At 35.9% G+C, this 22,608-nt stretch carries 23 protein-coding genes and 2 tRNA genes; 20 read left to right on the forward strand and 5 right to left on the reverse strand.

The features are described 5' to 3' along the window. The 12 genes from NAT51_RS16425 to NAT51_RS16480 form a co-directional block, all read left to right on the forward strand. Nucleotides 1-193: class I lanthipeptide (locus tag NAT51_RS16425; RefSeq protein ID WP_250600607.1), on the forward strand; the 193-nt coding region annotated here is incomplete at its 5' end. A gap of 5 nt (nt 194-198) precedes the next feature. Then, nucleotides 199-387, forward strand: a complete 189-nt coding sequence (locus NAT51_RS16430; RefSeq protein ID WP_250600609.1) for a class IIb bacteriocin, lactobin A/cerein 7B family — start codon at nt 199-201, stop codon at nt 385-387. A gap of 26 nt (nt 388-413) precedes the next feature. Then, nucleotides 414-599, forward strand: coding sequence for a class I lanthipeptide (locus NAT51_RS16435; protein ID WP_250600611.1), 186 nt, complete (start codon nt 414-416; stop codon nt 597-599). Between the two features lie 5 nt (nt 600-604). After that, nucleotides 605-793 (forward strand): class IIb bacteriocin, lactobin A/cerein 7B family, encoded by a 189-nt coding sequence (locus tag NAT51_RS16440; protein WP_250600609.1) that lies wholly within the window; start codon nt 605-607, stop codon nt 791-793. Nucleotides 794-820: 27 nt separating this feature from the next. After that, nucleotides 821-1,003, forward strand: a complete 183-nt coding sequence (locus tag NAT51_RS16445) for a class I lanthipeptide (protein WP_250600613.1) — start codon at nt 821-823, stop codon at nt 1,001-1,003. A gap of 27 nt (nt 1,004-1,030) precedes the next feature. Beyond that, entirely contained in the window at nt 1,031-1,216 is a 186-nt protein-coding gene (locus NAT51_RS16450) for a class IIb bacteriocin, lactobin A/cerein 7B family (protein ID WP_250600615.1), read from the forward strand. Between the two features lie 84 nt (nt 1,217-1,300). Beyond that, a complete protein-coding gene (locus tag NAT51_RS16455) occupies nt 1,301-1,468 on the forward strand; it encodes a hypothetical protein (RefSeq protein WP_250600617.1) in 168 nt (55 codons plus the stop codon). A 311-nt stretch (nt 1,469-1,779) separates the two neighbouring features. Further along, complete coding sequence (locus NAT51_RS16460; RefSeq protein ID WP_250600619.1) at nt 1,780-2,934, forward strand: HlyD family secretion protein; 1,155 nt, start codon at nt 1,780-1,782, stop codon at nt 2,932-2,934. Beyond that, nucleotides 2,927-5,086: a peptidase domain-containing ABC transporter gene (locus NAT51_RS16465; RefSeq protein ID WP_250600621.1), complete on the forward strand. Its 2,160-nt coding sequence runs from the start codon at nt 2,927-2,929 to the stop codon at nt 5,084-5,086. The genes NAT51_RS16460 and NAT51_RS16465 overlap by 8 nt, the downstream gene beginning before the upstream one ends. Nucleotides 5,087-5,103: 17 nt before the next feature. Further along, nucleotides 5,104-8,241, forward strand: coding sequence for a lantibiotic dehydratase (locus NAT51_RS16470; protein WP_250600623.1), 3,138 nt, complete (start codon nt 5,104-5,106; stop codon nt 8,239-8,241). 6 nt (nt 8,242-8,247) lie between these two features. Continuing rightward, nucleotides 8,248-9,333, forward strand: coding sequence for an MDR/zinc-dependent alcohol dehydrogenase-like family protein (locus NAT51_RS16475; protein ID WP_250600625.1), 1,086 nt, complete (start codon nt 8,248-8,250; stop codon nt 9,331-9,333). Nucleotides 9,334-9,516: 183 nt separating this feature from the next. Beyond that, nucleotides 9,517-10,800: a hypothetical protein gene (locus NAT51_RS16480; RefSeq protein ID WP_250600627.1), complete on the forward strand. Its 1,284-nt coding sequence runs from the start codon at nt 9,517-9,519 to the stop codon at nt 10,798-10,800. Here NAT51_RS16480 and NAT51_RS16485 read toward each other — a convergent pair. Both NAT51_RS16485 and NAT51_RS16490 read right to left on the reverse strand, forming a co-directional pair. Then, a complete protein-coding gene (locus NAT51_RS16485; protein ID WP_250600629.1) occupies nt 10,797-11,147 on the reverse strand; it encodes a hypothetical protein in 351 nt (116 codons plus the stop codon). The two genes, NAT51_RS16480 and NAT51_RS16485, sit on opposite strands and share 4 nt — an antisense overlap. A 20-nt stretch (nt 11,148-11,167) precedes the next feature. Continuing rightward, a complete protein-coding gene (locus NAT51_RS16490; protein WP_250600631.1) occupies nt 11,168-12,142 on the reverse strand; it encodes a polyprenyl synthetase family protein in 975 nt (324 codons plus the stop codon). A gap of 206 nt (nt 12,143-12,348) precedes the next feature. Here NAT51_RS16490 and NAT51_RS16495 point away from each other — a divergent pair, with 206 nt between their 5' ends. The 4 genes from NAT51_RS16495 (at nt 12,349) to NAT51_RS16510 (ending at nt 19,024) form a co-directional block, all read left to right on the forward strand. After that, on the forward strand, nt 12,349-12,948 hold the full coding sequence (locus tag NAT51_RS16495) for a TetR/AcrR family transcriptional regulator (protein ID WP_250600633.1): 600 nt from the start codon (nt 12,349-12,351) through the stop codon (nt 12,946-12,948). Then, the gene (locus NAT51_RS16500) at nt 12,949-14,292 is read left to right on the forward strand and encodes a TolC family protein (RefSeq protein WP_250600635.1); all 1,344 of its coding nucleotides are present in this window, start codon (nt 12,949-12,951) and stop codon (nt 14,290-14,292) included. A 15-nt stretch (nt 14,293-14,307) separates the two neighbouring features. After that, entirely contained in the window at nt 14,308-15,447 is a 1,140-nt protein-coding gene (locus tag NAT51_RS16505; protein WP_250600637.1) for an efflux RND transporter periplasmic adaptor subunit, read from the forward strand. Nucleotides 15,448-15,562: 115 nt separating this feature from the next. Then, on the forward strand, nt 15,563-19,024 hold the full coding sequence (locus tag NAT51_RS16510) for an efflux RND transporter permease subunit (RefSeq protein ID WP_250600639.1): 3,462 nt from the start codon (nt 15,563-15,565) through the stop codon (nt 19,022-19,024). Nucleotides 19,025-19,061: 37 nt separating this feature from the next. On the opposite strand, the gene NAT51_RS16515 is transcribed toward NAT51_RS16510, so the two are convergent. The 3 genes from NAT51_RS16515 to NAT51_RS16525 form a co-directional block, all read right to left on the reverse strand. Next, on the reverse strand, nt 19,062-20,015 hold the full coding sequence (locus tag NAT51_RS16515; RefSeq protein WP_250600641.1) for a DUF3078 domain-containing protein: 954 nt from the start codon (nt 20,013-20,015) through the stop codon (nt 19,062-19,064). Between the two features lie 84 nt (nt 20,016-20,099). Further along, nucleotides 20,100-20,173 (reverse strand) — tRNA-Ala (locus tag NAT51_RS16520). Between the two features lie 112 nt (nt 20,174-20,285). Further along, nucleotides 20,286-20,359, reverse strand: a tRNA-Ala gene (locus tag NAT51_RS16525). Nucleotides 20,360-20,421: 62 nt separating this feature from the next. Here NAT51_RS16525 and NAT51_RS16530 point away from each other — a divergent pair. Genes NAT51_RS16530 through NAT51_RS16545 form a run of 4 tightly spaced genes read left to right on the forward strand, consistent with a single transcriptional unit; the run spans nt 20,422 to nt 22,603 of the window. Then, nucleotides 20,422-20,748 (forward strand): 2Fe-2S iron-sulfur cluster-binding family protein, encoded by a 327-nt coding sequence (locus tag NAT51_RS16530; protein WP_250600642.1) that lies wholly within the window; start codon nt 20,422-20,424, stop codon nt 20,746-20,748. Nucleotides 20,749-20,797: 49 nt separating this feature from the next. Then, nucleotides 20,798-21,160 (forward strand): S-adenosylmethionine decarboxylase family protein, encoded by a 363-nt coding sequence (locus tag NAT51_RS16535; RefSeq protein WP_250600644.1) that lies wholly within the window; start codon nt 20,798-20,800, stop codon nt 21,158-21,160. A gap of 1 nt (nt 21,161) precedes the next feature. Beyond that, nucleotides 21,162-22,406, forward strand: a complete 1,245-nt coding sequence (locus NAT51_RS16540) for a DUF4178 domain-containing protein (RefSeq protein WP_250600646.1) — start codon at nt 21,162-21,164, stop codon at nt 22,404-22,406. Between the two features lie 11 nt (nt 22,407-22,417). Continuing rightward, nucleotides 22,418-22,603 carry a hypothetical protein gene (locus tag NAT51_RS16545; protein ID WP_250600648.1) on the forward strand — a complete coding sequence of 62 codons (186 nt, stop codon included), beginning with the start codon at nt 22,418-22,420 and terminating at the stop codon, nt 22,601-22,603. Nucleotides 22,604-22,608 lie beyond the last annotated feature (5 nt).

A 22,608-nucleotide genomic window follows, 5' to 3' on the forward strand; every position in this document is an offset into this window, starting at 1 on the left:
TAAGAAAATGAAAAAACAAAATGTAAACAACAAGTTGGCTTTCAATAAAGCTGCTGTTACAGAATTAAATGACGCAATGTTGGTAGACGTAAACGGTGGAGCTACTCCGTTGGTTATTTCTTGGGCTGCTGTGGAAGGATTTGCTCTTTCTGTTGGATTGTATTTAGCTACTAAAGAATTATTAAAAGACTAATTAAGATGAAAAAGCAAAATTTAAACGGAAAATTGGCTTTCAATAAAGCTGCTGTAGTAGAATTAAACGATTCAGATTTATACGATGTAAACGGTGGAGCTACTCCAATTGCATTGGCTGTTGCATCTTCGGCTACATGTGCTGCTTTTGCGAGTGCAGTAATCGGATCATTGGTAGCTTGGGCTTTAGACTAATAATCAATAAATAAAACTATAAGAAAATGAAAAAACAAAATGTAAACAACAAGTTGGCTTTCAATAAAGCTGCTGTTACAGAATTAAATGACGCAATGTTGGTAGACGTAAACGGTGGAGCTACTCCGTTGGTTATTTCTTGGGCTGCTGTGGAAGGATTTGCTCTTTCTGTTGGATTGTATTTAGCTACTAAAGAATTATTAAAAGACTAATTAAGATGAAAAAGCAAAATTTAAACGGAAAATTGGCTTTCAATAAAGCTGCTGTAGTAGAATTAAACGATTCAGATTTATACGATGTAAACGGTGGAGCTACTCCAATTGCATTGGCTGTTGCATCTTCGGCTACATGTGCTGCTTTTGCAAGTGCAGTAATCGGATCATTGGTGGCTTGGGCTTTAGACTAATAATCAAATAAATAAAACTATAAGAAAATGAAAAAACAAAATGTAAACAACAAGTTGGCTTTCAATAAAGCTGCTGTTACAGAATTAAATGACGCTTTATTGGTAGATGTAAACGGTGGAGCTACTCCGGTTATCGTTTGGGCAGCTGTAGAAGGATTTGCTCTTTCTGTAGGATTATATATGGCTACTAAAGAGTTAACAAAAGACTAATCAAACTAAATTAGAACTAAAAGAAAAATGAAAAAACAAAATGTAAATAACAAACTTGCTTTCAATAAAGCAGTTGTTGCAGAATTAAATGACAGTCAATTGTACGATGTAAACGGTGGTGCTACTCCGGCAACTATTATAGCTTCTTCAGCTCCATGTGCTGCTTTGGCAAGTGCAGTAGTTGGTTCAATCGTAGCTTGGATCATTGACTAACTCTTGGATAGTTAATAATATATAGGCTGCAATTCTGTAGCCTATATATTTCTTTTGAATGTATAAAATTAAAAATGATGTAAAATGGGAAATACTGTAAAATTATCAATAGCTGTTCTATTATTGGTTTTCGGATCTGCTTTAGTGGTATACTATTATTTTTTCAAAAATAATTTATCGAACTTAATGCCTATAATAGGATTTTTTACCATCGCGTTTGGTGCAAAAATGATGAAGGATTTAAATTCTTAATCATTTTTGGATAATTGCCAAATTCAGTTTTTAAACCTTTAACAGGTAAGTTTGGGCTATTTTTGTCCACTTAGTGATGTACTGTTTTACGGGATTTTGAATGGGTCAAACGTAGTTTTGAGCTATTTTTTCAGAGATATTAAGGGTTGCATAATTGCAACCCTTTTTTATTGTTTTTCATTATATGCATCTGTAAATCAAACTATTAATATTTATTTAATATTGCTTTTTTTATAAAATTAGGTTACTCCAGTTTTTCCGTTCGTTAAATATTAAGTTCATTTGCCCTGTTAATAATCCAAAAAATTAATATGACAGATAAGAACATTTTTCCAGAAGAGATTTTAAACAGTACGGTGGAAAATCATATCGTAAAGCACAGTAAAAAAACTTCGCTGCTTTTCCTGATTACTTTTGTTGCAGTTGCAACAGCTTTTGTGTCATTGCCGTTTATTGAAATTGATATTTATACAACGAGCCGTGGCACTATTATACCTCAAGATAAAAAATTAAATATCTACGCACCTGTTAGTGGACGCATCGCCTATTTTAATGTGGAAGAGAACAGAAAAGTAAAAAAAGGGGATACTTTACTGATTATTGAGCACAATGTTTTGAAAGAAAGAGAAAATCTGAATTCAATCCAAAGTTCTGAAAATTCTTCATACCTGAGTGATTTGTCAAACCTGATCAGTAAGAATTATTCAGCTGTTAAGTCAGACCATTACCAAAGAGAACTTCTTAAGCATCAGCAGGAGTTGTATAATATGGATGTGATCATTAAGAAGACCCAAAATGATTTCGACCGGACAGAACAGCTTTACAAAAAAGATGTAGTTGCAAAAGCCGAATATGAGAAGATGCTTCTGGAGCTGAATAAAATCAAAAACGACAGGGTTAATCTGATTAAACAAACCGAATTGGCCTGGCAGAAAGAATATACACAATTAAGCCAGACAAACCAAAATATACATTCCAGTCAAAAACAGTTGAAGGAAGAAGAAAACAACTATATCATTACGTCTCCCATTGATGGTGAATTAGTCAACATGCAGGGATTTCATAAAGGGAGTATAATTGCTCCAGGTAATTTAGTGATTGAAATTTCTCCCGATAAAAGCGTAATTGTTGAAACATTTGTTAATCCGGCTGACATCGGGTTCATAAAAGAAAAGGGAAAAGCAATTTATCAGGTGGATGCCTTTAACTCTAACCAATGGGGATTTGGAACGGGTGAAATTATCGAAATAGGCAAGGATGTCCTGGTGATGAACAATATGACTTTTTATAAAGTGAAAAGTTCATTGGATAAAGATAAATTAATGCTGAAGAATGGTTCCATAGGAAAATTAAAAAAGGGAATGACACTTACGAGCCGTTTTTTTCTGACAAAAAGATCTGCGTTCCAGCTGTTATTTGATGAGGTAGAAGATTGGTTTAATCCATATAACAACAAAAATGAGTAAGATAACGATAAAACAACATGATTTTTCTGATTGCGGGGCAACTTGTCTGGCTTCTATTTCAGAATACTATAACCTGAGTCTTCCTATTTCAAGAATCAGACAGTATGCCAATACTAATCAAAAAGGGACAACTTTATTAGGTTTGAGGGAAGCTTCGGTTAAATTAGGTTTCCTGGCTAAAGGGGTTAAACTGTCTCTTGATGGAGTAAAGGATTTACCGTTACCGGCTATTGCCCATGTAATGATTGTTAAAGACGGACATGAGTTTCCTCATTATGTGGTGATATATAAAGTGACCGATAAATATGTACAGATCATGGATCCGGCCATTGGAAAAATGGAGAAAAAGAAATGGTCTGAATTTGAAAGTATTTTTACAGGTTTTGCTTTGATTTTGATTCCTAATGAAGATATTTTCGTCGAGAAAAATGAAAAGTTTTCTAATTTCAAAAGAATCTCGTTTTTGCTGAGACCGCATAAATTTATTTTGGTTCAGGCAATTATCGGTGCTGTTTTGTATACCGTATTAGGTTTCTCTGTTTCGATATATGTAGGTAAAATTACCGATTTTGTTTTGGTCAGCGGAAATAAGAGTTTGCTTAACCTGATGAGTGTAATTGTGATTGCATGTTTGATACTTCAGGTGGTTTATAGTGTTCTGAAAGATGTTTTTATTCTGAGAACGAGCCAGCAAATTGATTCCAGGTTGATTTTAGGGTATTACAAACATTTGTTTACCATGCCACAGAAGTTTTTCGATACGATGAGAATCGGGGAAATCATGTCGCGTATTGGCGATGCGGTAAAAATCAGAACTTTAATCAATGAAACAGCTTTAAGTGTATCGGTAAATATTTTGATTGTAATTTTCTCTTTTATCCTGATGTTTACGTATTATTGGAAACTGGCATTAATCGTGTCTTTAATCATTCCTTTTTACATCGCGATTTATTTCATTGTAAATAAATTGAACAAGAAGGTAGAAAGGGAAATCATGGAGAAAAATGCTTTACTGGAATCCCAATTGGTCGAATCCATTAAAAACATCGGAACGGTAAAACGTTTGTCACTGGAAGATTTTTCAAAGACAAAAACCGAATTGAAGTTCATCGATTTATTGGGAAGTGTTTATAAATCAGGGATTAATGGTATTTTTTCCAGAACATCAACCGATTTTGTGTCAAGATTGTTTACTATCATCTTACTTTGGGCCGGTACTTATTATGCGATTGATGGTGAAATCACTCCGGGAGAATTGTTTTCCTTCTATTCCATTATAGGGTATTTCACAGGTCCGGCTTCACAGCTTATCGGAACAAACCAGGCTATTCAGAATGCAATGATTGCTGCTGAAAGATTGTTCGGTGTGATGGATTTAGACAGGGAAGAAATGGAATCGAAAATTAATCTGACTTCAAATTCACTTGGAGATATTCAGTTCAAGGACATTGATTTCTCGTATGAATTGGGAAGATATATTTTCAAAGATCTGAATCTGGAAATCAAAAAAGGAAGCTTCACGGCATTTGTAGGGGAAAGCGGAAGTGGGAAAAGTACGATTGCCTCTTTGATCCAAAGCATTTACCATCCGTCTGAAGGTAAAATATTGATTGGGGATTATGATTTAAAATATATCACTAAAGAAAGTATCAATAAATTGATTACAACGGTACCGCAAAATGTCGAGCTTTTCGACGGAACAATCGCCTTTAACATCGCAATTGGTGAAGCCGAGCCGGATATGGCCAGAATCATCGATGCCAGTAAAAAAGTTGGGGCTTACGAATTTATTGAAGCATTGCCTAACGGATTTGGTACTTATCTTGGGGAATTTGGAGCTAATCTGTCCGGAGGGGAAAGACAACGTATAGCTTTTGCAAGGGCATTATATAAAGATCCGGATGTTTTGATTCTTGATGAAGCAACTTCAGCACTTGACTCTGAATCTGAAATGGTAATCAAGCAATTGGTTGAAGATTTATCAAAACAAGGGAAAACCATTATCGTGATTGCACATAAACTACAATCCATTAAAAACGCCGATGTGATTTATGCTTTCAAAAAAGGGGAAGTGGTCGAAAGTGGTTCGCACGACACCTTAATGGAAAATAAAAACTATTACTATAAAATGTGGAATAATATAGCTGTTTAATAAAAAAATTTAACAAAATGAAAAACTACTCTTTTACAAAGACTGCTATTGTAAGAACTCCAATTGAGGAGAAGCAAACTAATCTTACCTGGGAAAGAATTCTTGAGATTTTTTCCAAAAAAGAAAACCGTGAAGCACTGTTCTTAGGTTCGCCTAATATCTATAAAGCTTTTGTTGCCTGGGAAAGAGGGGAAATGTTCCAGGAAGAAGAGGATTTGAAAAACCTTCAGGGATCTTTATACAAATATGCATCAAGACTGTCAAACCGAAGTACTCCATTTGGAATGTTTGCCACTGTAGCTCCGGTTACGATGAGCGGGGAAACAAATCTTGATGTAAAAAACAGCGAATTAGGCAGGGTAACCAAGTATGATATGTACTTTTTGGGCCATCTGGTTCCGATATTTACTAAAAACGAATCGGTAAAAAAAGCGCTGAAATATTTTTCAAATAATTCGATGTACAGAGTATTTGATAAATTCAGATATGTTGAATATTATTTCAAGGATAATGTAAGATTCCATAAAATTTCCGAGGTAGAGTTTACCGAATATCTTGATCTGGTTTTTGAGAAGGCTAAAAACGGAGCTTCAATAAGCGAATTGGCATCAGTATTGGTTTGTGATGATATTTCACTGGAAGACGCTGTGTCATTTATCGATACATTGATTGAAAGCCAGTTTGTTGTAAGCGAATTGGAATTTACGGTAACAGGTGAAGATTACTTCGAAAAAGTGTTGAAAATATTCTCTGAAGAGCGATTTGCTTTTTATGAGGCAGAAGTTATAAAAGATTTAATTACCAACTTAAAAACTAAAATAAATGATCTTGATAGAAATGGTGTTAATGATGCTTCGTTATATAATGACATTCATGAGCTAGTTAACGAGCAAATCAGTAATGTTGATATTACCAAATTATTTCAGGTAGATTCCAGCAGAAAGATCAATGAAGGAACACTGAGCTTTAAAACCCTGAAAGCCTTGAGACCGGCCATATCAGCATTGAATAAACTGAATTCAAATTCGGAAAACCCTAACCTGAAAGATTTTAAAAAGAAATTCCAGGAGCGTTATGAAGAGTACGAACAGCCTTTGGTTAAGGTTTTGGATCCGGACATTGGAATTGGTTACGGAAAGCAATCCGGGGCAAAAGCACCATTGGTTGATGAATTGGCCATTGCACCAAAATATGCAACAGAAAAACAAATCAGCCTTGATGCAAAGAAAAGTTTCCTACTGAAAAAATTGATCCATTCTACTGCCAATAATCTGAAAAGTGTCGATTTAACCGATGAGGAAATCAATAAGTTTGAGGAAGATGAGACTTTGTATCCGGATAGCTTTTCAGCATTCGTAAATATTTTTCACGAAGAAGGAAAAGAAAAGATCAACATCAAATCGGTTTCCGGACCTTCGGCGAATGGGTTAATTGGAAGGTTTGCCCACTTGGATCAACGCATCCTTGATCTTTGTAATGAAATTTCAAATGTAGAAAGTCAATTGAATGCAGATGCGGTTGTTGCCGAAATCGTTCACTTGCCACAAGCCAGAACCGGAAACATTCTGTACAGAAATTTCCAGCGCGAATATGAAATTCCGTATTTGGGAGGCTCATCTGTTCCGTCTGAAAACCAAATTCTTATTGATGATTTATATGTGTCTGTTAAATCAGGAAGAATTGTTTTGCGTTCAAAGCGTTTGGGGAAAGAAGTAATTCCGAGATTGAGTAATGCACACAATTACAGTTCAAATGCTTTGCCAATCTATCATTTCCTTTGTGACCTGCAAAATCAAACTACAATGGGATTCGGTTTCAGTTGGGGGGCTTTACAAAATGATTTTACATTCCTGCCGCGCTTAACGTATAAAGACGCTGTTTTGAGCAGAGCAACATGGAATATCAGTCAGACAGATATCAATGCCATTCTTTCAAATGATGAAAAAGATGCGGTTAAAGCTGCACGTGAATTCCAAAAAGAGCGTGAAATACCAAATCTGGTTTACATCGCCCAAGGTGATAACGAAGTGCTGATTAATTTTGAAAATGATTTAAGTTGTAAGGTGTTTTATTACATGATGAAAGGTGAACGGTTTTTACAGTTGAAAGAGTTTTTCTTCGAAGAAGATACCATCACCAATACATATTGCAACGAAATTGTGGTTTCGGCCCACAAAAATGTCGAGAAGAGAGAAGAGAAACAACAGGTAAAGTTTGTTTCGAAAGAAGAATTGAGCGGCGTCCAGGAATCTTTCTCAATTGGTGAAAAATGGTTGTACTATAAGTTTTACTGCGGTGAAAGAGCCGGAGAAGAATTGCTGAATAAAGGAATTAATCCTATTGTTGCCGAATTGAAAGAAAAAGGATTGATTGATAAATGGTTCTTTATCCGATATTATGATGCACTTGGACATCACATCAGGTTCAGGGTGTTGTTAAAAGACCTGACCAAATTCAACGAATCAATCAGAATCATTAAAGAGCACATCAGTCCTTTTGAAAACACTAAAATCGTTTGGAAAACACAAACAGACAGTTATTTGAGAGAGTTGCAACGCTATGGTTACGAGGCAATTGAAACGACTGAGTCTTTGTTTTACAATGATAGTGAATGTACACTGAAATTCGCTGACATGATTGAAGGTGACTTGGGAGAAAAAATCAGATGGCTGTTTGCATTGCTTTCCATGGATCATTTGCTGAATGATTTCGGTATCGCATTAGAAGACAAAGTTAAAGTCATGAATATTGCTAAAACAGGCTTCGGAAAAGAATTTAACCGCGGCGGAAAACTGAACAAGCAAATCAATGAAAATTTTGCCAAGCATGAGTATGAAATCGATTGTTTCCTTGATGCCGGTAATGTTGAAGAAATGTATGAACCGTTATGGGAAATTCTTCAGGAAAGATCAGTGGCTAACCAAGACGTAGTGGCTGTTTTGAAAGAATTGGATAAGGAAAATAAATTCCCGGCGCCTTTGTACCAAATCATATTGAGCTATGTCCACATGGTGTGTAACCGTATATTCCTGACGAAACACAGAATACACGAAATGGTGGTTTATGATTACCTGTATAAATATTACAGTAAAAAACTTCACATGAATGAAGCAGGAGTTGAAGCGGCAGACACTAAAATGGAATTGATAAACTAATTAATTATGAGAGCATTATCAGTAGTTACACCTTCTTTGTTTGATAAAATTGAAGAAGATAAAAAACATTTAATCCAAATTGATGCGCTTCAAATCCCATTGGCCCTGATTGAAGGTGTACAACCCGAATTTGACAGCGATGCAGATCAGTATGCTAATCTTGTATTAGTTAAAAAATCAAGTTTTTCACTTAATTACAGGGATTTAGGGATTATTGAAAACGCCTGGAGAAGATTACAGGAAGTTGAAGGAGATTCGTTTTATCCCATTGGGTCTGATTTTGCAGGCGTTGTTGAAGCTGTCGGTAAAAATGTGAAGAATCTTTCTGAAGGGGATTTGGTGATTGGAAATGGTTTTTACCCGGATTTTGAAAATGGTGCCATGCCGGGAATTCCATCCAATCATGCCAGTAAAGAATATGAAGTGTATCATTTCGGAAAATTGGTTAAAGTGCCGGAATTCATTTCAAAGACTGAAGCCGGAACATTGAGCATAGGTGTGCAAACCGCTAATTCGATGATCAGACGTGCCGGAATTAAAGAAGGGGAAAATGTATTGGTCACTTCTGTAACGTCAAATACATCATTTTTTATTCTGAATGCACTTTGGGAAAAAGGATGTAATGTATACGGTTTGTCTTTCTCAGGGAAGAATACCGAAAAAATAAAAGAGCATTTCCCTTTTATAAAAGAGATTTACTCGATTAAAGAAAATAACATTCCGAAGGATATTCTTTTTGATGTGGTTTTTGATGCCTTTTCGGATACGTATCTGGAATATCTGGTTGATAAAATGAACATGAGTTCAAGATACCTGACTTGTGGGATATTCAATCAGTCTTCTGAAAAAATGAGAGAGGTAAAACCGGCGAACCTTTCTCTTCTTATTGCGAAATTAATGATGCGTAATATAAGTTTAATAGGTAACTGTCTCGGCACAACCGATGATTTGGTAAACGGTTTGCAGAATTATGAAACAAATAAAATGTTCATCGATTCGGTATTTACCGACAATGATAAAATTTCAGATTTTATTTCTAAAACGTACAATTTAAGTAATGATAAATTTGGGAAAGTGGTTTTCCAGTATTAGAAAAAATTTGATTGGTTTTTTTGGTTGAAAAGAGGATGGATAATCCTCTTTTTGTTTTTAAAACAATTGATTTTCAAAAGTTTAACTTTTTTTATGGTTTAACCATAAAATTTTTCTTATAGGGCATTCTACCTTTATATAGAAATTGCAAGATTTTACTGCCCAACAACTAAATCGAATCATATGAGAAACTTAATTCTACTTCTGTTTGTTCTGAATGTAGCCAATTCTTCGGCTCAGGATGTTAAAGGAATTTATGGCGATACTAATTGGTTGCGTACCTGGACCAATTTCAAACCTAAAAGTACAGAGTACAGGGAAAGTAATACATTGCTTACGGGTGTAATCTCGCAAAACACAGTTTTAAAAAACAGCCAGATTTACTTGCTTACCGGTGTGGTTTATGTCACAAACGGCGCAACATTATTTATTGAACCGGGAACAGTAATCAGAGGTGATTCGGAAACAGACGGTTTATTGGTCATTTCAAAAGGGTCAAAAATTGTTGCGATCGGAGATGAAGCTAATCCTATCGTTTTCACTTCGAATAAGCCATCGTCTGAAAGAAAAGCCGGCGATTGGGGAGGTTTGATCATTATGGGTGATGCGCCTACCAATAAATTTTCCAAACAGCTGGAGTTTTCACTTGAAGCAAATTATAGTAGTTATGGTGGTGAAAATGTGGATTCAGATTCGGGTGTATTGAAATATGTAAGAATTGAATTTGCCGGAAAGAAAGGAAAACATAAAAAATGTCTGAACGGTTTGTCATTGGCCGGTGTTGGAAAAAATACACTGTTGAGCAATGTTCAGGTGAGTTTTTCAGGTGATGATTCATTCGAGTTTTACGGCGGTAATGTGAATGTTGATAAATTGATTTCTTTCAAAGCGATTGATGATGATTTTGATTTTACGGAAGGAGTTCAGTGCTATATCAATAACAGTCTTGCCATCAGAAGTTCTTTCATTTCAAGTCCTGAAGGATCAAGAAGTCTTGAAATTGAATCTTACGAATCAGCAACCGAAGTTGATTTAAGCAAAAAACCAACTTATGTTGAGGCTAATTACATGACATTTATTAATGATAACAACGAAGTTCAAAGTATTTCAAATGAAACGGTTTTTATAAAAGAAAGATCGAGTCTGAGTTTAAAAAACAGTATTATTTCAGGTTATAGAATCGGAATCGTTTTTGATGATCAGATTAAAGGAAATCTTGTTAACCTTGAGCCTTTTAAATTTGAAAATATTCTTTTTAATAACTGTACCGAAGGTAATTTTGTGGGTGAAAATAATGCTTATACTACTTTTATTGCGCAAAATTATAAAAAAGAGGAATTGTTTATTGAAAACAACGATGTTGAGGCGTCAGCTTTATTTATAGATGCAGATTTAAAGAAAACACCGGATCTTAGATTCAAATCAGCGATGATTCTTGCCAGTAAAGATATAGCCAAGAAAAATTAGTATCGGTTCCTGAACCATACTTTTTGCCATTCTCTTTTTAAGATTAGAAAAGAAACCTGTTCAGCTAGTTCTACTAAGTCTGAACCGTCAAGCTTTTTTACCTGATCTTCCGAAACATCAATGATGTAAAGTAAGTTTAAATATTCGGCAAACTTATGCTGGATTAAGTTGTAAACTTTGTCGTGTAATTTTAATTTTAAATCAATCGGAGATATTGATGCCGGAAAATCAACGCTTTCATTGGCAAACGTAAAATCTTTATTGATTTGTTCCACCAACTTAATATATAATGCTTCTTTCTGTGCTTCAGAAAGTAATAAATCGGTATTTTGTGGCGCAATATACATATTGATGGATTTGGGTTGAATTAAACGTTTCTGCTCATCAGGTTTTCACCAAATGCTTTCAGGATTTCTTTTTTCTCCTGATCAATTTGCATTTTATCTAACGTTGCAAAAGCTTTGTAGGTATAGGATTTGATGGCTTCCTGTGTTGCCTGGCTGGCTCCTGTTGTATTGAAAATTTCTTTCACAGATTTAATCTTGTCTGTATTGTCTGTAGGTTGTATTGAAAATAAATGCAGTAATTGCTCTTTTTTGTCGTTTTCAGCAAAGTCTTTTGCTTTTAAATACAGATAGGTTTTTTTATTCTCGATGATATCACCGCCAACTTGTTTTCCAAATGTTTCCGGATCGCCAAATGCATCTAAATAATCATCCTGTAACTGAAATGCAATTCCTAAATTCAAACCAAAATCATAAATTAAGTTGGCATTTTCTTCCGAAGTTTCTGCAACAATTGCTCCCATTTTCATCGCGGCGCCAACTAAAACGGCGGTTTTATATTCAATCATCTTCAGGTATTCAGGAATTGTTACATCGTCACGGGTTTCAAAATCCACATCATATTGTTGACCCTCGCAGACTTCCAATGCTGTCTTGCTGAAAAGTTTGGCTAATTCCCGGAAAATTTTTGGTTCATATTGTTCGAAATACTGATAAGCCAAAATCAACATGGCATCACCCGATAATATTCCGGTATTAATGTTCCATTTTTCATGAACGGTTTCATTTCCTCTTCTCAGCGGAGCATCATCCATTATATCATCATGGATAAGGGAGAAATTATGAAATACCTCTACGGCTGTGGCTGCTGCCAACGCTTTTTGATATTCTGCGTTAAATATTTCTGAAGCCATTAAAGTCAGAACCGGACGCATTCTTTTTCCGCCCAAAGACAAAATATAACGGATAGGCTCGTATAAATTATTAGGTTCTTTGGAAATAGACAACGCTGAAAAATGATTCGAAATAATGTCCTGATAATATGAAATTGGATGCATTTTGCTTTTGAAACTTTAAAAATGAAATATTTAACTGTACAAAAATAGTCTTTTTGCAGGACTCACCAACAGCTATGTTTGGGGATATTTACTTAAATGTTAAAAAAATGTAAAAACTCAGGAAACTATTTTAGTGTTAAAAGTTTCCTTTCTATATTTGCACCGAATTTGGATTTTAAATCATTAGTTTCCAGTAAAGTGAGAATATGAAATGTAAGATTATTGAAAAGGCGACTGATATGTTTTTAAAACATGGTTTTAAGAGCATCACCATGGATGATATTGCAAACCAAATGGGTATTTCTAAAAAAACGATTTACAAGTATTATGCAAATAAAGAAATGCTTGTTGAAGAAGCTACTGAATTGACCCATAATAAAATACATGAAGTTTTAGAAGGAATTGTTGCCAAAGACCTGAATGCGGTTGAGGAAAATTTTGCCATCAGAAGAATGTTTGATGATCTTTTCAGTTCGGCAGATTCGACTCCTTTATTTCAGTTGAAAAAGCATTATCCTGAAATATATGAAAAAGTAATCTGTAAGGAAAATGAATCTTGTGATCAGTTGTTCCGTCAGAATATTGAAAAAGGAATAGCGCAGGGTTATTACAGAAAAGAACTGGATATTGAAACGGCAGTCCGGTTTTATTATACGCTTATCCTGAATATCAACGAAACAACAGCTTTGGAAAAAGACAGCCAGGCTTTGGAATTATTGGCTTTGGAATACCATACACGTGCCATTGCCACGCCAAAAGGAATTGAAGAACTTGAAAAACAATTACAAATAAACCATAATAACTAAATGAGAAGAATATTTATATTATTGAATCTAATCTATTTTGTGCAAGTCAATGCGCAGGATAAGGTCAATAGTACTGAAGCTAAACAGGATTATACGTTTAGTCTGAAGCAGGCTATTGAGTACGCAGTGAAAAATAATTATACTTCAATTAACGCCAGTCGTGATATAGAAGCTGCTAAACAAAAAAAATGGGAAACCACAACAATGGGTTTGCCGCAAATTAATGGTAAATTGAATTACCAGAACAGTTTTAAAATTGCATCAAACCTGATTACTGTAGAAGGTCGTCCGGCAATATTGACTCTAGGAGATTATAACTCAGCAGATGCTGGTTTGAGCTTAAGTCAATTGATTTTTGACGGATCTTATCTGGTAGGTTTGGAATCGGCCAGAACGTACCTGAAGATTTCGCAAAACGCACAGAAGAAAACCAGTCAGGAAATCACTGAACTGACAACCAATGCTTATGGTAATGTGTTATTAGCGGAAGAAAGCATCAAAATTGTTGAGCGTAATAAAGCCATCTTGGAGAAAACATTGAGAGAAACAGGTGAAACCTACAAAAACGGTTTTTTGGAAGAAGAAGCGGTTGAACGTATCCAAATCACTTTGGCTTCCGTAAACAGTACATTGGATTATGCAACCCGTATGAGAGCGATTGCAACAAATATGCTGAAATTGTTGATGGGAATCGAATTGAACGAAGAGATTACGTTAACCGATAAATTGGATAATCTGACCACACAAAACATTGATATGGCTTTATTGGGCGAAACTTTTTCAGTGGAAAACAATATCGATTACCAGATTGAGAAAAATGTGGAAGAATCAAAAAGATTATTGTTGAAATTGGAAAGAAGTAAAGCGTTACCATCATTGGGAGCACAGGTAAACTTCGGATATAATACTTTTTCAAGTCGTTTTGGCGATTTGGTTTCTGCTGATCAGAAATGGTACAATTATTCGAATGCAGGTATAGCATTGAATGTTCCAATCTTCAGTTCATTCGGTCGTAGTTCGAGAACACAGCAGGCTAAAATTGCTTTCGAACAGGCTAAAACCAAAGTATTGGAAACTGAACAAACACTGAAACTGCAATACCAAAAGGCAAAAAGTGACTATGAATACAGTGTTGCACAATACAATTCGGCTAAAAGCACATTGAATCTTTCAGAACGTATCGAAGGTAAACAACAGGTTAAATTTAAAGAAGGTTTGTCGACCAGTTTTGAATTCACAGAAGCACAACGTCAATTATATACAGCTCAGCAAGATTATTTGCAGGCGATGGTCGATATCATCAACAAAAGAGCTGCCTTGGAGAAAATTATCAATAAAAACTAACTTAACATATTAAAAATGAAAAAAGTAATCTTACTTTCTTTAGTTTCTATAGTCCTTTTTGCTTGCGGAAGCAAAGAAAACGGAACCTCGGTTGATACGCTCATCGAAACTAAAAATATAAACGAATTAAAGAACAAGCGAACTGCATTACAGGCTGATTTGGCAAAAATTGACGAAGCTTTGGCTTCCCTTGAAAAGAAAACCGATGAAGCTTTAGTGGAAGTAATGACTGTGAAAGACACCGTATTCAATCATTATCTTGAAATTCAGGGTAACGTTGATACAAAAGAAAACATCTTGATCCAGCCGGAAGTACCGGGAGCTTTAGTGACTTTGAATGTGAAAGCCGGACAAAGTGTTGGAAAAGGACAAATTCTAGGCCGAGTGGATGACGGAGGAATGAGCCAGCAATTGGCCAGTATCCAAACGCAGTACGAATTAGCGAAAACTACTTTCGAAAGACAAAAAAGATTGTGGGATCAGAAAATTGGTTCTGAAATCCAGTACTTACAGGCACAAACCCAAATGGTGAGCTTGCAGAAATCGGTTGCGCAAATGAAAGCACAATTAGAGAAAACGGTAATCAGAGCGCCTTTCACAGGAGTTATTGATGAGGTATTTGTAGAAAGAGGGCAAATTGTATCGGCTAATCCTCAAGGTTTGATGCGTATCGTAAACCTGAGCAGCATGTATGTAAGTACGCAAGTACCGGAAACCTATGTAGGTAAAGTAAAAGTTGGAACTCCGGTTCAGGCTGACATTACTTCGGTAGGAAAAACATACCAAGGTAAAATCCGTCAGGTAGGAAAAAGTATCAATCCGGCTAACAGAAGCTTCGGTATTGAGGTTAGTGTTCCAAATCCGGAAAGTTTGTTAAGACCAAATCAGGTTGCTAAACTTAAAATTGTGGATTACACTAATAAATCTGCAATAGTAGTACCGGCAAGTATTATCCAACAGGATGCTGAAGGAAACAAATTTGTCTATGTGGTAAACAATGCAAGCGGAAACACCGGAACAGCTAAGAAAGTAATGGTTAAATTAGGACAGTCGTCTAATAACTTTACTGAAATCTTATCAGGAATAAACAAAGGAGAAGTGGTTGTGTCTGAAGGTGCAAATACAGTTTCCGAAGGAATGAAATTAACATTTTAAGCATAAAGAAAAAGAAGAGGTTAGTACAATTTCATTTTCTAAGAATTTTGTTGGTCCCAAATCTTATACATAAATGAGACTAACCTTTTTCTTTATCAACTAAAACTAACAAAACATGGCTCATCAAAGTAAAGAATTTGGGATATCCAGTTGGGCGGTAGACAATAGGGTTACCGTTTATATTCTCACCTTTATCATTGTAATTACCGGTATTTATGCCTATGTTACAATGCCCCGTGAGGATTTCCCCGAAATTATTGAGAATAAAATATATGTTTCATCTATTTTCCCTGGTAACTCAGCGGAAGATGTTGAAAAACTAATCACAAAACCGCTGGAAGATAATATTAAGAATATCAGCGGTATTCAAAAAGTAACATCAAGTTCGTATCAGGATTACGGAATGATCATCGCCGAATTTGATGATGATATTCCTGTCGAAGAGGCAAAAGCTAAAATTAAGGATAAAGTTGATTTGTCCAAAGCTGATACCGATTGGCCAAACCTGGACAACGGAAGTAAAGTTGAACCAAGTGTTTTTAACGTAAATATCGCTGAGGAAGTTCCGATTCTGAATATCAATCTGAAAGGAAATTATACAGCACAACAGTTAAAAAAATATGGAGAATACCTTGAAGACGAAATTGAAGATATTTCAGAAGTTAAAGCAGTTGACGTTTTAGGGGTTGATGACAAAGAAGTTGAAATTGCCATCGATGTCTATAAAATGAATGCAGCACAGGTAAGTTTTGATGACATTGCCAGTGCGGTTCAATATGAAAACATGACGCTTTCGGGAGGTAACCTTATTGCACAGGGTTCAAGAAACAACATCCGTATTGTGGGTGAAATTTCAAATCCTGATGAACTTAATAATATAATTGTAAAATCGTACGGTGGTTCGGTATACCTGAAAGATATCGCCACAATCAGATTTAAGGAAAAGGAAAAAACAACCTATGCCCGTGAAAGAGGTGATGAAGTTGTGATGCTGAACGTGAAAAAGCGTTCAGGACAAAACATGATTTCTGCCATCGAACAGGTTAAAGAAGTCGTGAAAAAAGCGCAGGAAAAAGTTTTACCGAAAGACCTGAATATTACCATGACTAACGATCAGTCGTCACGTGTAGAGCATCAGGTGGACGAGTTATCTAACCATATCATCTTCGGGGTTGTTTTGGTAATGATCGTATTGATGTTTACCATGGGATTACGTAACTCATTATTCGTAGGAGCGGCTATTCCGTTGTCGATTTTCATTGCATTCACATTATTGTCAGCAATCGGAGTAACCATGAATACGATGGTGTTGTTTGGTTTGGTTATGGGGCTGGGAATGCTTGTGGATGACGGTATTGTGGTCGTCGATAACGTATTTGCCAATATGCAGAAAGGAATGCCGCGTATTGAAGCGTCAAAAATCGGTATTGGTGAAATCGCCTGGCCGGTTATTTCTTCAACGGCAACTACGTTGATGGCTTTCTTACCGTTTGCTTTATGGCCCGGTACGATGGGTAAATTCATGATGTATTTCCCAATGACATTGTCGGTAACACTAGGAGCGTCATTGTTTGTGGCGATGGTTGTAAATGCTGCCATGACGGGAGGTTCGATGGATACGATGGACAGAAATATTTCAAGAGCGTCTGCTAAAAAGAACACAATTATATTTCTTATTATTGGGTTGTTGTTTGTAATTCCAGGTAATTTAATGGATTCCAAATTAATGCGCGGAATTGGGCATTTGGCCTTGATTTCAATTGGATTGATGTGGTTGTACCACGCTAAGTTGTTCCAATGGACACAGGATTTCCAACATGATTTCTTTCCAAGAATGGAGGAGAAATATAAGCGGATGTTAGCCCGTATCTTGAATGGAAAGTCAGCGTGGAGAGCTTTCATACTTATCGTTTCAATGATGTTTTTATCATTCCTATTGTTGGGAATATTCCCAAGAAAAACATTGTTCTTCCCGAATAATATTCCAAATCAGGTAATTGCGTACATTGAGTATCCGGAAGGAACCGATATTGAAAAAACGAACAAAGCAACCCAGTTTATTGAGAAGCAGGTAATCAGTGTGCTTGATAAGTATATAGATACAAAAACGAATAAAAATTACCTGGCAGAGTCAATTGTGGCCCAAGTAGGTGTGGGTGCTACCAATCCTCAGGTTGATTTAGGATCACAGTCGGAAACACCTCATAAAGGAAAGGTGACCGTAAATTTTGCTGAATTCAAATTCAGAAGAGGTGTGAATACCGAAGATGTGATGGAAGAGGTACGTTCTAAAATCAAAGCAATTCCGGGTGCTTCGGTTACCGTTGAAAAAGACGCTGCTGGACCGCCGGCCGGTTACCCGATCAGTATTCAGTTAACCGGAACCGATTATAATTTAATGTTGAAAGAAGCAGATAAAATGATTGCTTTCTTGAATACTAAAAACATTCCGGGTATTGAAAAACTAAAAGTGGATATCAATAAGGAAAGTCCTGAATTAGAAGTGAAAATTGACCGCGCTAATGCGGGAAGTTTAGGGGCTTCAACGGGAATGGCAGGTTTTACGTTAAGACGTGCGGTGTACGGACAGGAGATTTCTACTTATAAAGAAGGAAATGACGATTACAATATTGTGATGCGCTTACAGGAAGACCAACGCAAAAATGAAAATGTGTTGTTCAACCAGCCGCTGACTTACCGTAATCCGAATAATGGACAAATCATGCAGGTGCCAATTTCGGCTGTTGCGACGACTGAAAAAACCAAAACTTACAATCAAATCAAGCGTAAGGATTATAAACGTATCATGACGATTTATTCAAACGTATTGACTGATTACAACGGAAATGAAATCACTGAAACAATCCAGTCCGAATTAAAAGATTATGATTTGGCAGGTGATATTACATATTCATTCTCAGGTGTACAGGAAGAACAAGGTAAAAACCAAAGTTTCTTATTCTTCGCATTGTTCTTGGCTTTGGCAGGAATCACGACGATTATCGTACTGCAGTTTAACTCGGTTTCTAAAACATTGGTAATTATGTTTACCGTATTGCTGAGTTTCAGTGGTGTTTTCTATGGTTATGTGATAGCACAAATGGATTTCATCGTATTGATGACTATGATGGGAATCATTTCACTGGCCGGGGTTGTGGTGAAAAACGGTATTGTATTGATGGACTTCTTTGTCTTGTTGATGGATAAAAAAGTAGCGGATAATAATTTGAGATCGCATGATGATTTGACATTAGACCAAATCAAAGAAGTGATCATCGAATCAGGTAAATCACGTTTACGCCCGGTATTATTAACGGCTTTGACAGCTGTATTGGGATTAATTCCGTTGGCAATCGGATTGAACTTTGACTTCTTCGGATTGATCACAGATTTCAACCCTCATTTATATATGGGTGGTGATAACGTTATCTTCTGGGGACCATTGGCATGGACAATCATCTTCGGTTTGACATATGCTACGGTATTAACTTTAGTTATCGTGCCGGTTATGTTCTACCTTGTTAAGAGAACTAAATATTGGTTGCGTGACAGAAAACTAGCCCGCAAACAAACTTAATGCAGAATAATAAAAATGCCCCGATAAGGGGCATTTTTTATTTAAAGGTATAGGTTAAACCAACACCTAAAATTTGTTTGAGCTGTATTTTCGGACCTACAGTAACCTGCTCGCCGTTTACTTCTTCCTTGGCTTTAATGTCGTCATCATAAATTAAATGGGTTCCAATGTTTGCGCTTACATATTCATTGACAACTAAATCGAGTTGCAATTGCCAGTTTATATCGATATTTCCGAAATTTTTTAAGTAATCAGAATAAAGTGATAAACGGTTTTCCAAAAACATGTTCCTGAAAATTTCATCTTTATGCTGCGCAGTAATCAAAAATCCTAATTCTGTTCTTGATTTGTGTCCTTTTGAAATCAGATTACCAAATTCATCATAAACTGCTTTTTTTACACCATAAGCTCCTTCATTAGCTAAACGTTGGTTTAAAACTAAAGTTGTTTTTTGGGTTAAAGGAGATAAGTATAATTTTAATTTGGCTTCTTTGTTGATATATTCGGTACCAACGCCCAGAAAGATATAAGCGGGCGCGAAAAATTTCGAAATGGCTGTTTCGGTATCAGGATAGGCAAAACCATCTGTGAATTGTGTATTGAAATTCAGTTTAGCCGAATAAAACCAATTCGAAACAGTGTCTTTTCTGAATCCAAACGTAGAATTGAATACCAATGCATCATCTGTTTTCCGAAGCCTCACACCGTCTTGTTTGTTTACACCGTAACGAACAATTAATTCATTGTGCCATTTTAGATTTTTATAGTCGTAAGTTCGGGTAAAATTTCCTTTGAGTAATCCGGAAATAGAGTTGTTTCCTCCTGCATTCCAATTTAAGAAAGCCGTTTCACTGATGTCAAAGCCAATTTTATTGTTCTTTTTCCAATAACTTGTTGAATCAGGAAGTTGGGTGATGATTTTGTCTTGTGCGAAGGAGAAATAATTAGCAAACAGTAGGAATAAAGCAGAAAAGGCTACTTTCGATTTCATTTTAATTTTAGATTAGGGGCTATTAAAAAACGCCTCTGCAAAGCGAGAGGCGTTTTTCTTGGTTTTTGGTTTTTGGTTAATTTGTGGAGAATATCGGAGTCGAACCGATGACCTCCTGCGTGCAAGGCAGGCGCTCTAGCCAGCTGAGCTAATCCCCCAGAACGAAGCCAAATATACTATTTTTATTTAAAAACAATTATTGGGTTGTAAAAAATAACAAATCAAAACGGTTCTGTTAATTTTAAGCCAATATGTATACCAGGGCTTTTGTGGAGAATACCGGATTCGAACCGGTCGCCTCTACGCTGCCAGCGTAGCGCTCTAGCCAAATGAGCTAATCCCCCAAAAAGTTTTCCAAATATACTCTTTTTGTTCAATAATTGATACTTTTGCTAAAAAAAATAGTATGGACATTACCATAAAGATAACTGACCGTGAAGGAGTGATTCATGAAGTGAAAGCTCCAACAGACATGAACATGAATATTATGGAATTGGTAAGGGCTTATGAACTTGCTCCTGAAGGGACTATCGGTATTTGTGGAGGAATGGCAATGTGCGCTTCGTGTCAATGCTATGTTTTGAATAATGTTGAACTTCCGGAAATGGGACAGGATGAAGAAGCAATGCTTTGGGAGGCCTTTAATGTAAAAGAGAACAGCCGTTTGGGTTGCCAGATTCATATTACGCCGGATATAGACGGACTGGAAGTCGAACTGGCCCCGGAAAGTTAATTGTAACTTTTTGCAGAATGATCCGTATAAGGATTATAAATACTACAAAATGCAATCTGAACAGAATTTACTGGGATTACACATTCTGCTGACTTTAGAGACTCAATCACAGGAAAAACTTAAAAACTTTGATGGATTTAATGTTTTTGCCCATGAATTACTTGAAAAATATAACCTTGATAAGGTAGGGGAGTCATTTCATGTTTTTGAAAATGAAAGTTTTACATCGGCTTTGTGCTTGATGGAATCACATTTATGCATACATACCTGGCCGGAAATTAGCCGTCTGACAGCGGATATCTATTTGTGTAATTATTCACGGGATAATACCGAAAAAGTCAAACAGATTGCCAGGGATATTACCTGTTATTTTGAAGGAGATATTGTTAAATTAATTGAAGTTGAACGATAGTATGCATTCATTTACCTGCCCAAAATGTAATAAAGTTACTGCGATCAGTGTTTCTTATGAAATCACCAGTTTTGGATGTTCTGACTGTAAATCATTGTTTTCTGTCAAAGACGGTGTTTTGGATTTTAAGAATAAGTACCAGTATGAGCCTGCATATCCCTTATTACCTGTTGGTCTGAAAGGAAATTTTGACGGCGCCGAATACGAAATAATCGGTGTTTTGGTCAAAAAAATAACCGACTCGTTTTTTTACATGAGGGAATATACGCTTAAGTCAAAATACGGTGAATATCTTTACTTGTCTGAAGCAGATGGACATTGGATTCTTTTGAAAGATGTATCTTCAGAAATTTCGATTGAAGAAAAACCTTTGTCAGTACTATTCGATGGTATAAACTATGATATTTATGGGTATACAATATCACAGATAGTAGGAGCTTATGGTTTTTTTGATATTTCAATACCAACAGTAAATGTCAGGGCGCTGGAGTATATAAAACCACCATTTATTTTATCAAGAGAGGTTGTTGATTCAGTAACCACAGTCTATAAAGGTGAGCATATTTCAAAATCTCAGGTAAAAAAAATATTTAATTATAATCATTTGCCAATTCAATCGGGAAAAGGACTTGTTCAGCCTTTTTACTTTGATTTATACCATACTGTTATTATCTTTTTGATTTCCATATTGGCTATCTTGGGAACACATATGTTGCTCAATGAAGAAAGAACAGATTTTTTGGTTTTGGATGATTATCTGGTGTTTTCAGATTATGTTTCAAAAGAATTTGTTTCGCCTTCTTTTGAATTGAAAGGAGGTTCGGCTCCACTTAAAATCACTTTGAATTCCAATGTGAATAATTCATGGGCTTATACAGGGGTTTCATTGGTCAATGAAATTACGAATGAAGAACGTTTTGCCGAGAAGGATCTTGAATATTATCATGGTTATACCGATGGAGAGAGCTGGACAGAAGGAAGCCAAAGCAATGATTTCAATATTTGTGGGGTTGGTCCCGGGAAATACCATTTGGTCATTACTCCTTCCCATCAGGATACAGATATTGAGAATCCGGGTATAAATGTAAAAGCTGAGTGGGCATCAGCATCCAGTTGGAATTTCGGTGTTTGTATAGTGATTTTAGTTGTATTGATTATAGCGCTTCTTATTTGGGAGTACCATTTTGAAAAGATGCGTTGGATAGACAGCGAATATTCGAAATATGATTATGGAGAAGATGAATAATATATAGCGACATGGAAATTAAAGAATTTATAGTTAAAAATAAATGGGCACTGTTGTTAGGTGTTTGTGCCTATACTCTTTTCTTGTATTTTTCCTATTCAGGAAACAGGATATGTGATTGCCAGAGTACCGAAAAATATAACGAACCATCTTCCAGAAACGGCAGATCACACGTGAACAGATTCTATCATAAATAAATTAA

Source organism: Flavobacterium amniphilum (genome assembly GCF_023634845.1).
GTDB lineage: Bacteria > Bacteroidota > Bacteroidia > Flavobacteriales > Flavobacteriaceae > Flavobacterium > Flavobacterium amniphilum.

Bases quoted from the DNA above. Each gene is read 5' to 3' on its own strand.
- NAT51_RS16430 (WP_250600609.1), top strand. From the start codon at position 199: ATGAAAAAGCAAAATTTAAACGGAAAATTGGCTTTCAATAAAGCTGCT.
- NAT51_RS16435 (WP_250600611.1), top strand. From the start codon at position 414: ATGAAAAAACAAAATGTAAACAACAAGTTGGCTTTCAATAAAGCTGCT.
- NAT51_RS16440 (WP_250600609.1), top strand. From the start codon at position 605: ATGAAAAAGCAAAATTTAAACGGAAAATTGGCTTTCAATAAAGCTGCT.
- NAT51_RS16445 (WP_250600613.1), top strand. From the start codon at position 821: ATGAAAAAACAAAATGTAAACAACAAGTTGGCTTTCAATAAAGCTGCT.
- NAT51_RS16450 (WP_250600615.1), top strand. From the start codon at position 1,031: ATGAAAAAACAAAATGTAAATAACAAACTTGCTTTCAATAAAGCAGTT.
- NAT51_RS16455 (WP_250600617.1), top strand. From the start codon at position 1,301: ATGGGAAATACTGTAAAATTATCAATAGCTGTTCTATTATTGGTTTTC.
- NAT51_RS16460 (WP_250600619.1), top strand. From the start codon at position 1,780: ATGACAGATAAGAACATTTTTCCAGAAGAGATTTTAAACAGTACGGTG.
- NAT51_RS16465 (WP_250600621.1), top strand. From the start codon at position 2,927: ATGAGTAAGATAACGATAAAACAACATGATTTTTCTGATTGCGGGGCA.
- NAT51_RS16470 (WP_250600623.1), top strand. From the start codon at position 5,104: ATGAAAAACTACTCTTTTACAAAGACTGCTATTGTAAGAACTCCAATT.
- NAT51_RS16475 (WP_250600625.1), top strand. From the start codon at position 8,248: ATGAGAGCATTATCAGTAGTTACACCTTCTTTGTTTGATAAAATTGAA.
- NAT51_RS16480 (WP_250600627.1), top strand. From the start codon at position 9,517: ATGAGAAACTTAATTCTACTTCTGTTTGTTCTGAATGTAGCCAATTCT.
- NAT51_RS16485 (WP_250600629.1), bottom strand. From the start codon at position 11,147: ATGTATATTGCGCCACAAAATACCGATTTATTACTTTCTGAAGCACAG.
- NAT51_RS16490 (WP_250600631.1), bottom strand. From the start codon at position 12,142: ATGCATCCAATTTCATATTATCAGGACATTATTTCGAATCATTTTTCA.
- NAT51_RS16495 (WP_250600633.1), top strand. From the start codon at position 12,349: ATGAAATGTAAGATTATTGAAAAGGCGACTGATATGTTTTTAAAACAT.
- NAT51_RS16500 (WP_250600635.1), top strand. From the start codon at position 12,949: ATGAGAAGAATATTTATATTATTGAATCTAATCTATTTTGTGCAAGTC.
- NAT51_RS16505 (WP_250600637.1), top strand. From the start codon at position 14,308: ATGAAAAAAGTAATCTTACTTTCTTTAGTTTCTATAGTCCTTTTTGCT.
- NAT51_RS16510 (WP_250600639.1), top strand. From the start codon at position 15,563: ATGGCTCATCAAAGTAAAGAATTTGGGATATCCAGTTGGGCGGTAGAC.
- NAT51_RS16515 (WP_250600641.1), bottom strand. From the start codon at position 20,015: ATGAAATCGAAAGTAGCCTTTTCTGCTTTATTCCTACTGTTTGCTAAT.
- NAT51_RS16530 (WP_250600642.1), top strand. From the start codon at position 20,422: ATGGACATTACCATAAAGATAACTGACCGTGAAGGAGTGATTCATGAA.
- NAT51_RS16535 (WP_250600644.1), top strand. From the start codon at position 20,798: ATGCAATCTGAACAGAATTTACTGGGATTACACATTCTGCTGACTTTA.
- NAT51_RS16540 (WP_250600646.1), top strand. From the start codon at position 21,162: ATGCATTCATTTACCTGCCCAAAATGTAATAAAGTTACTGCGATCAGT.
- NAT51_RS16545 (WP_250600648.1), top strand. From the start codon at position 22,418: ATGGAAATTAAAGAATTTATAGTTAAAAATAAATGGGCACTGTTGTTA.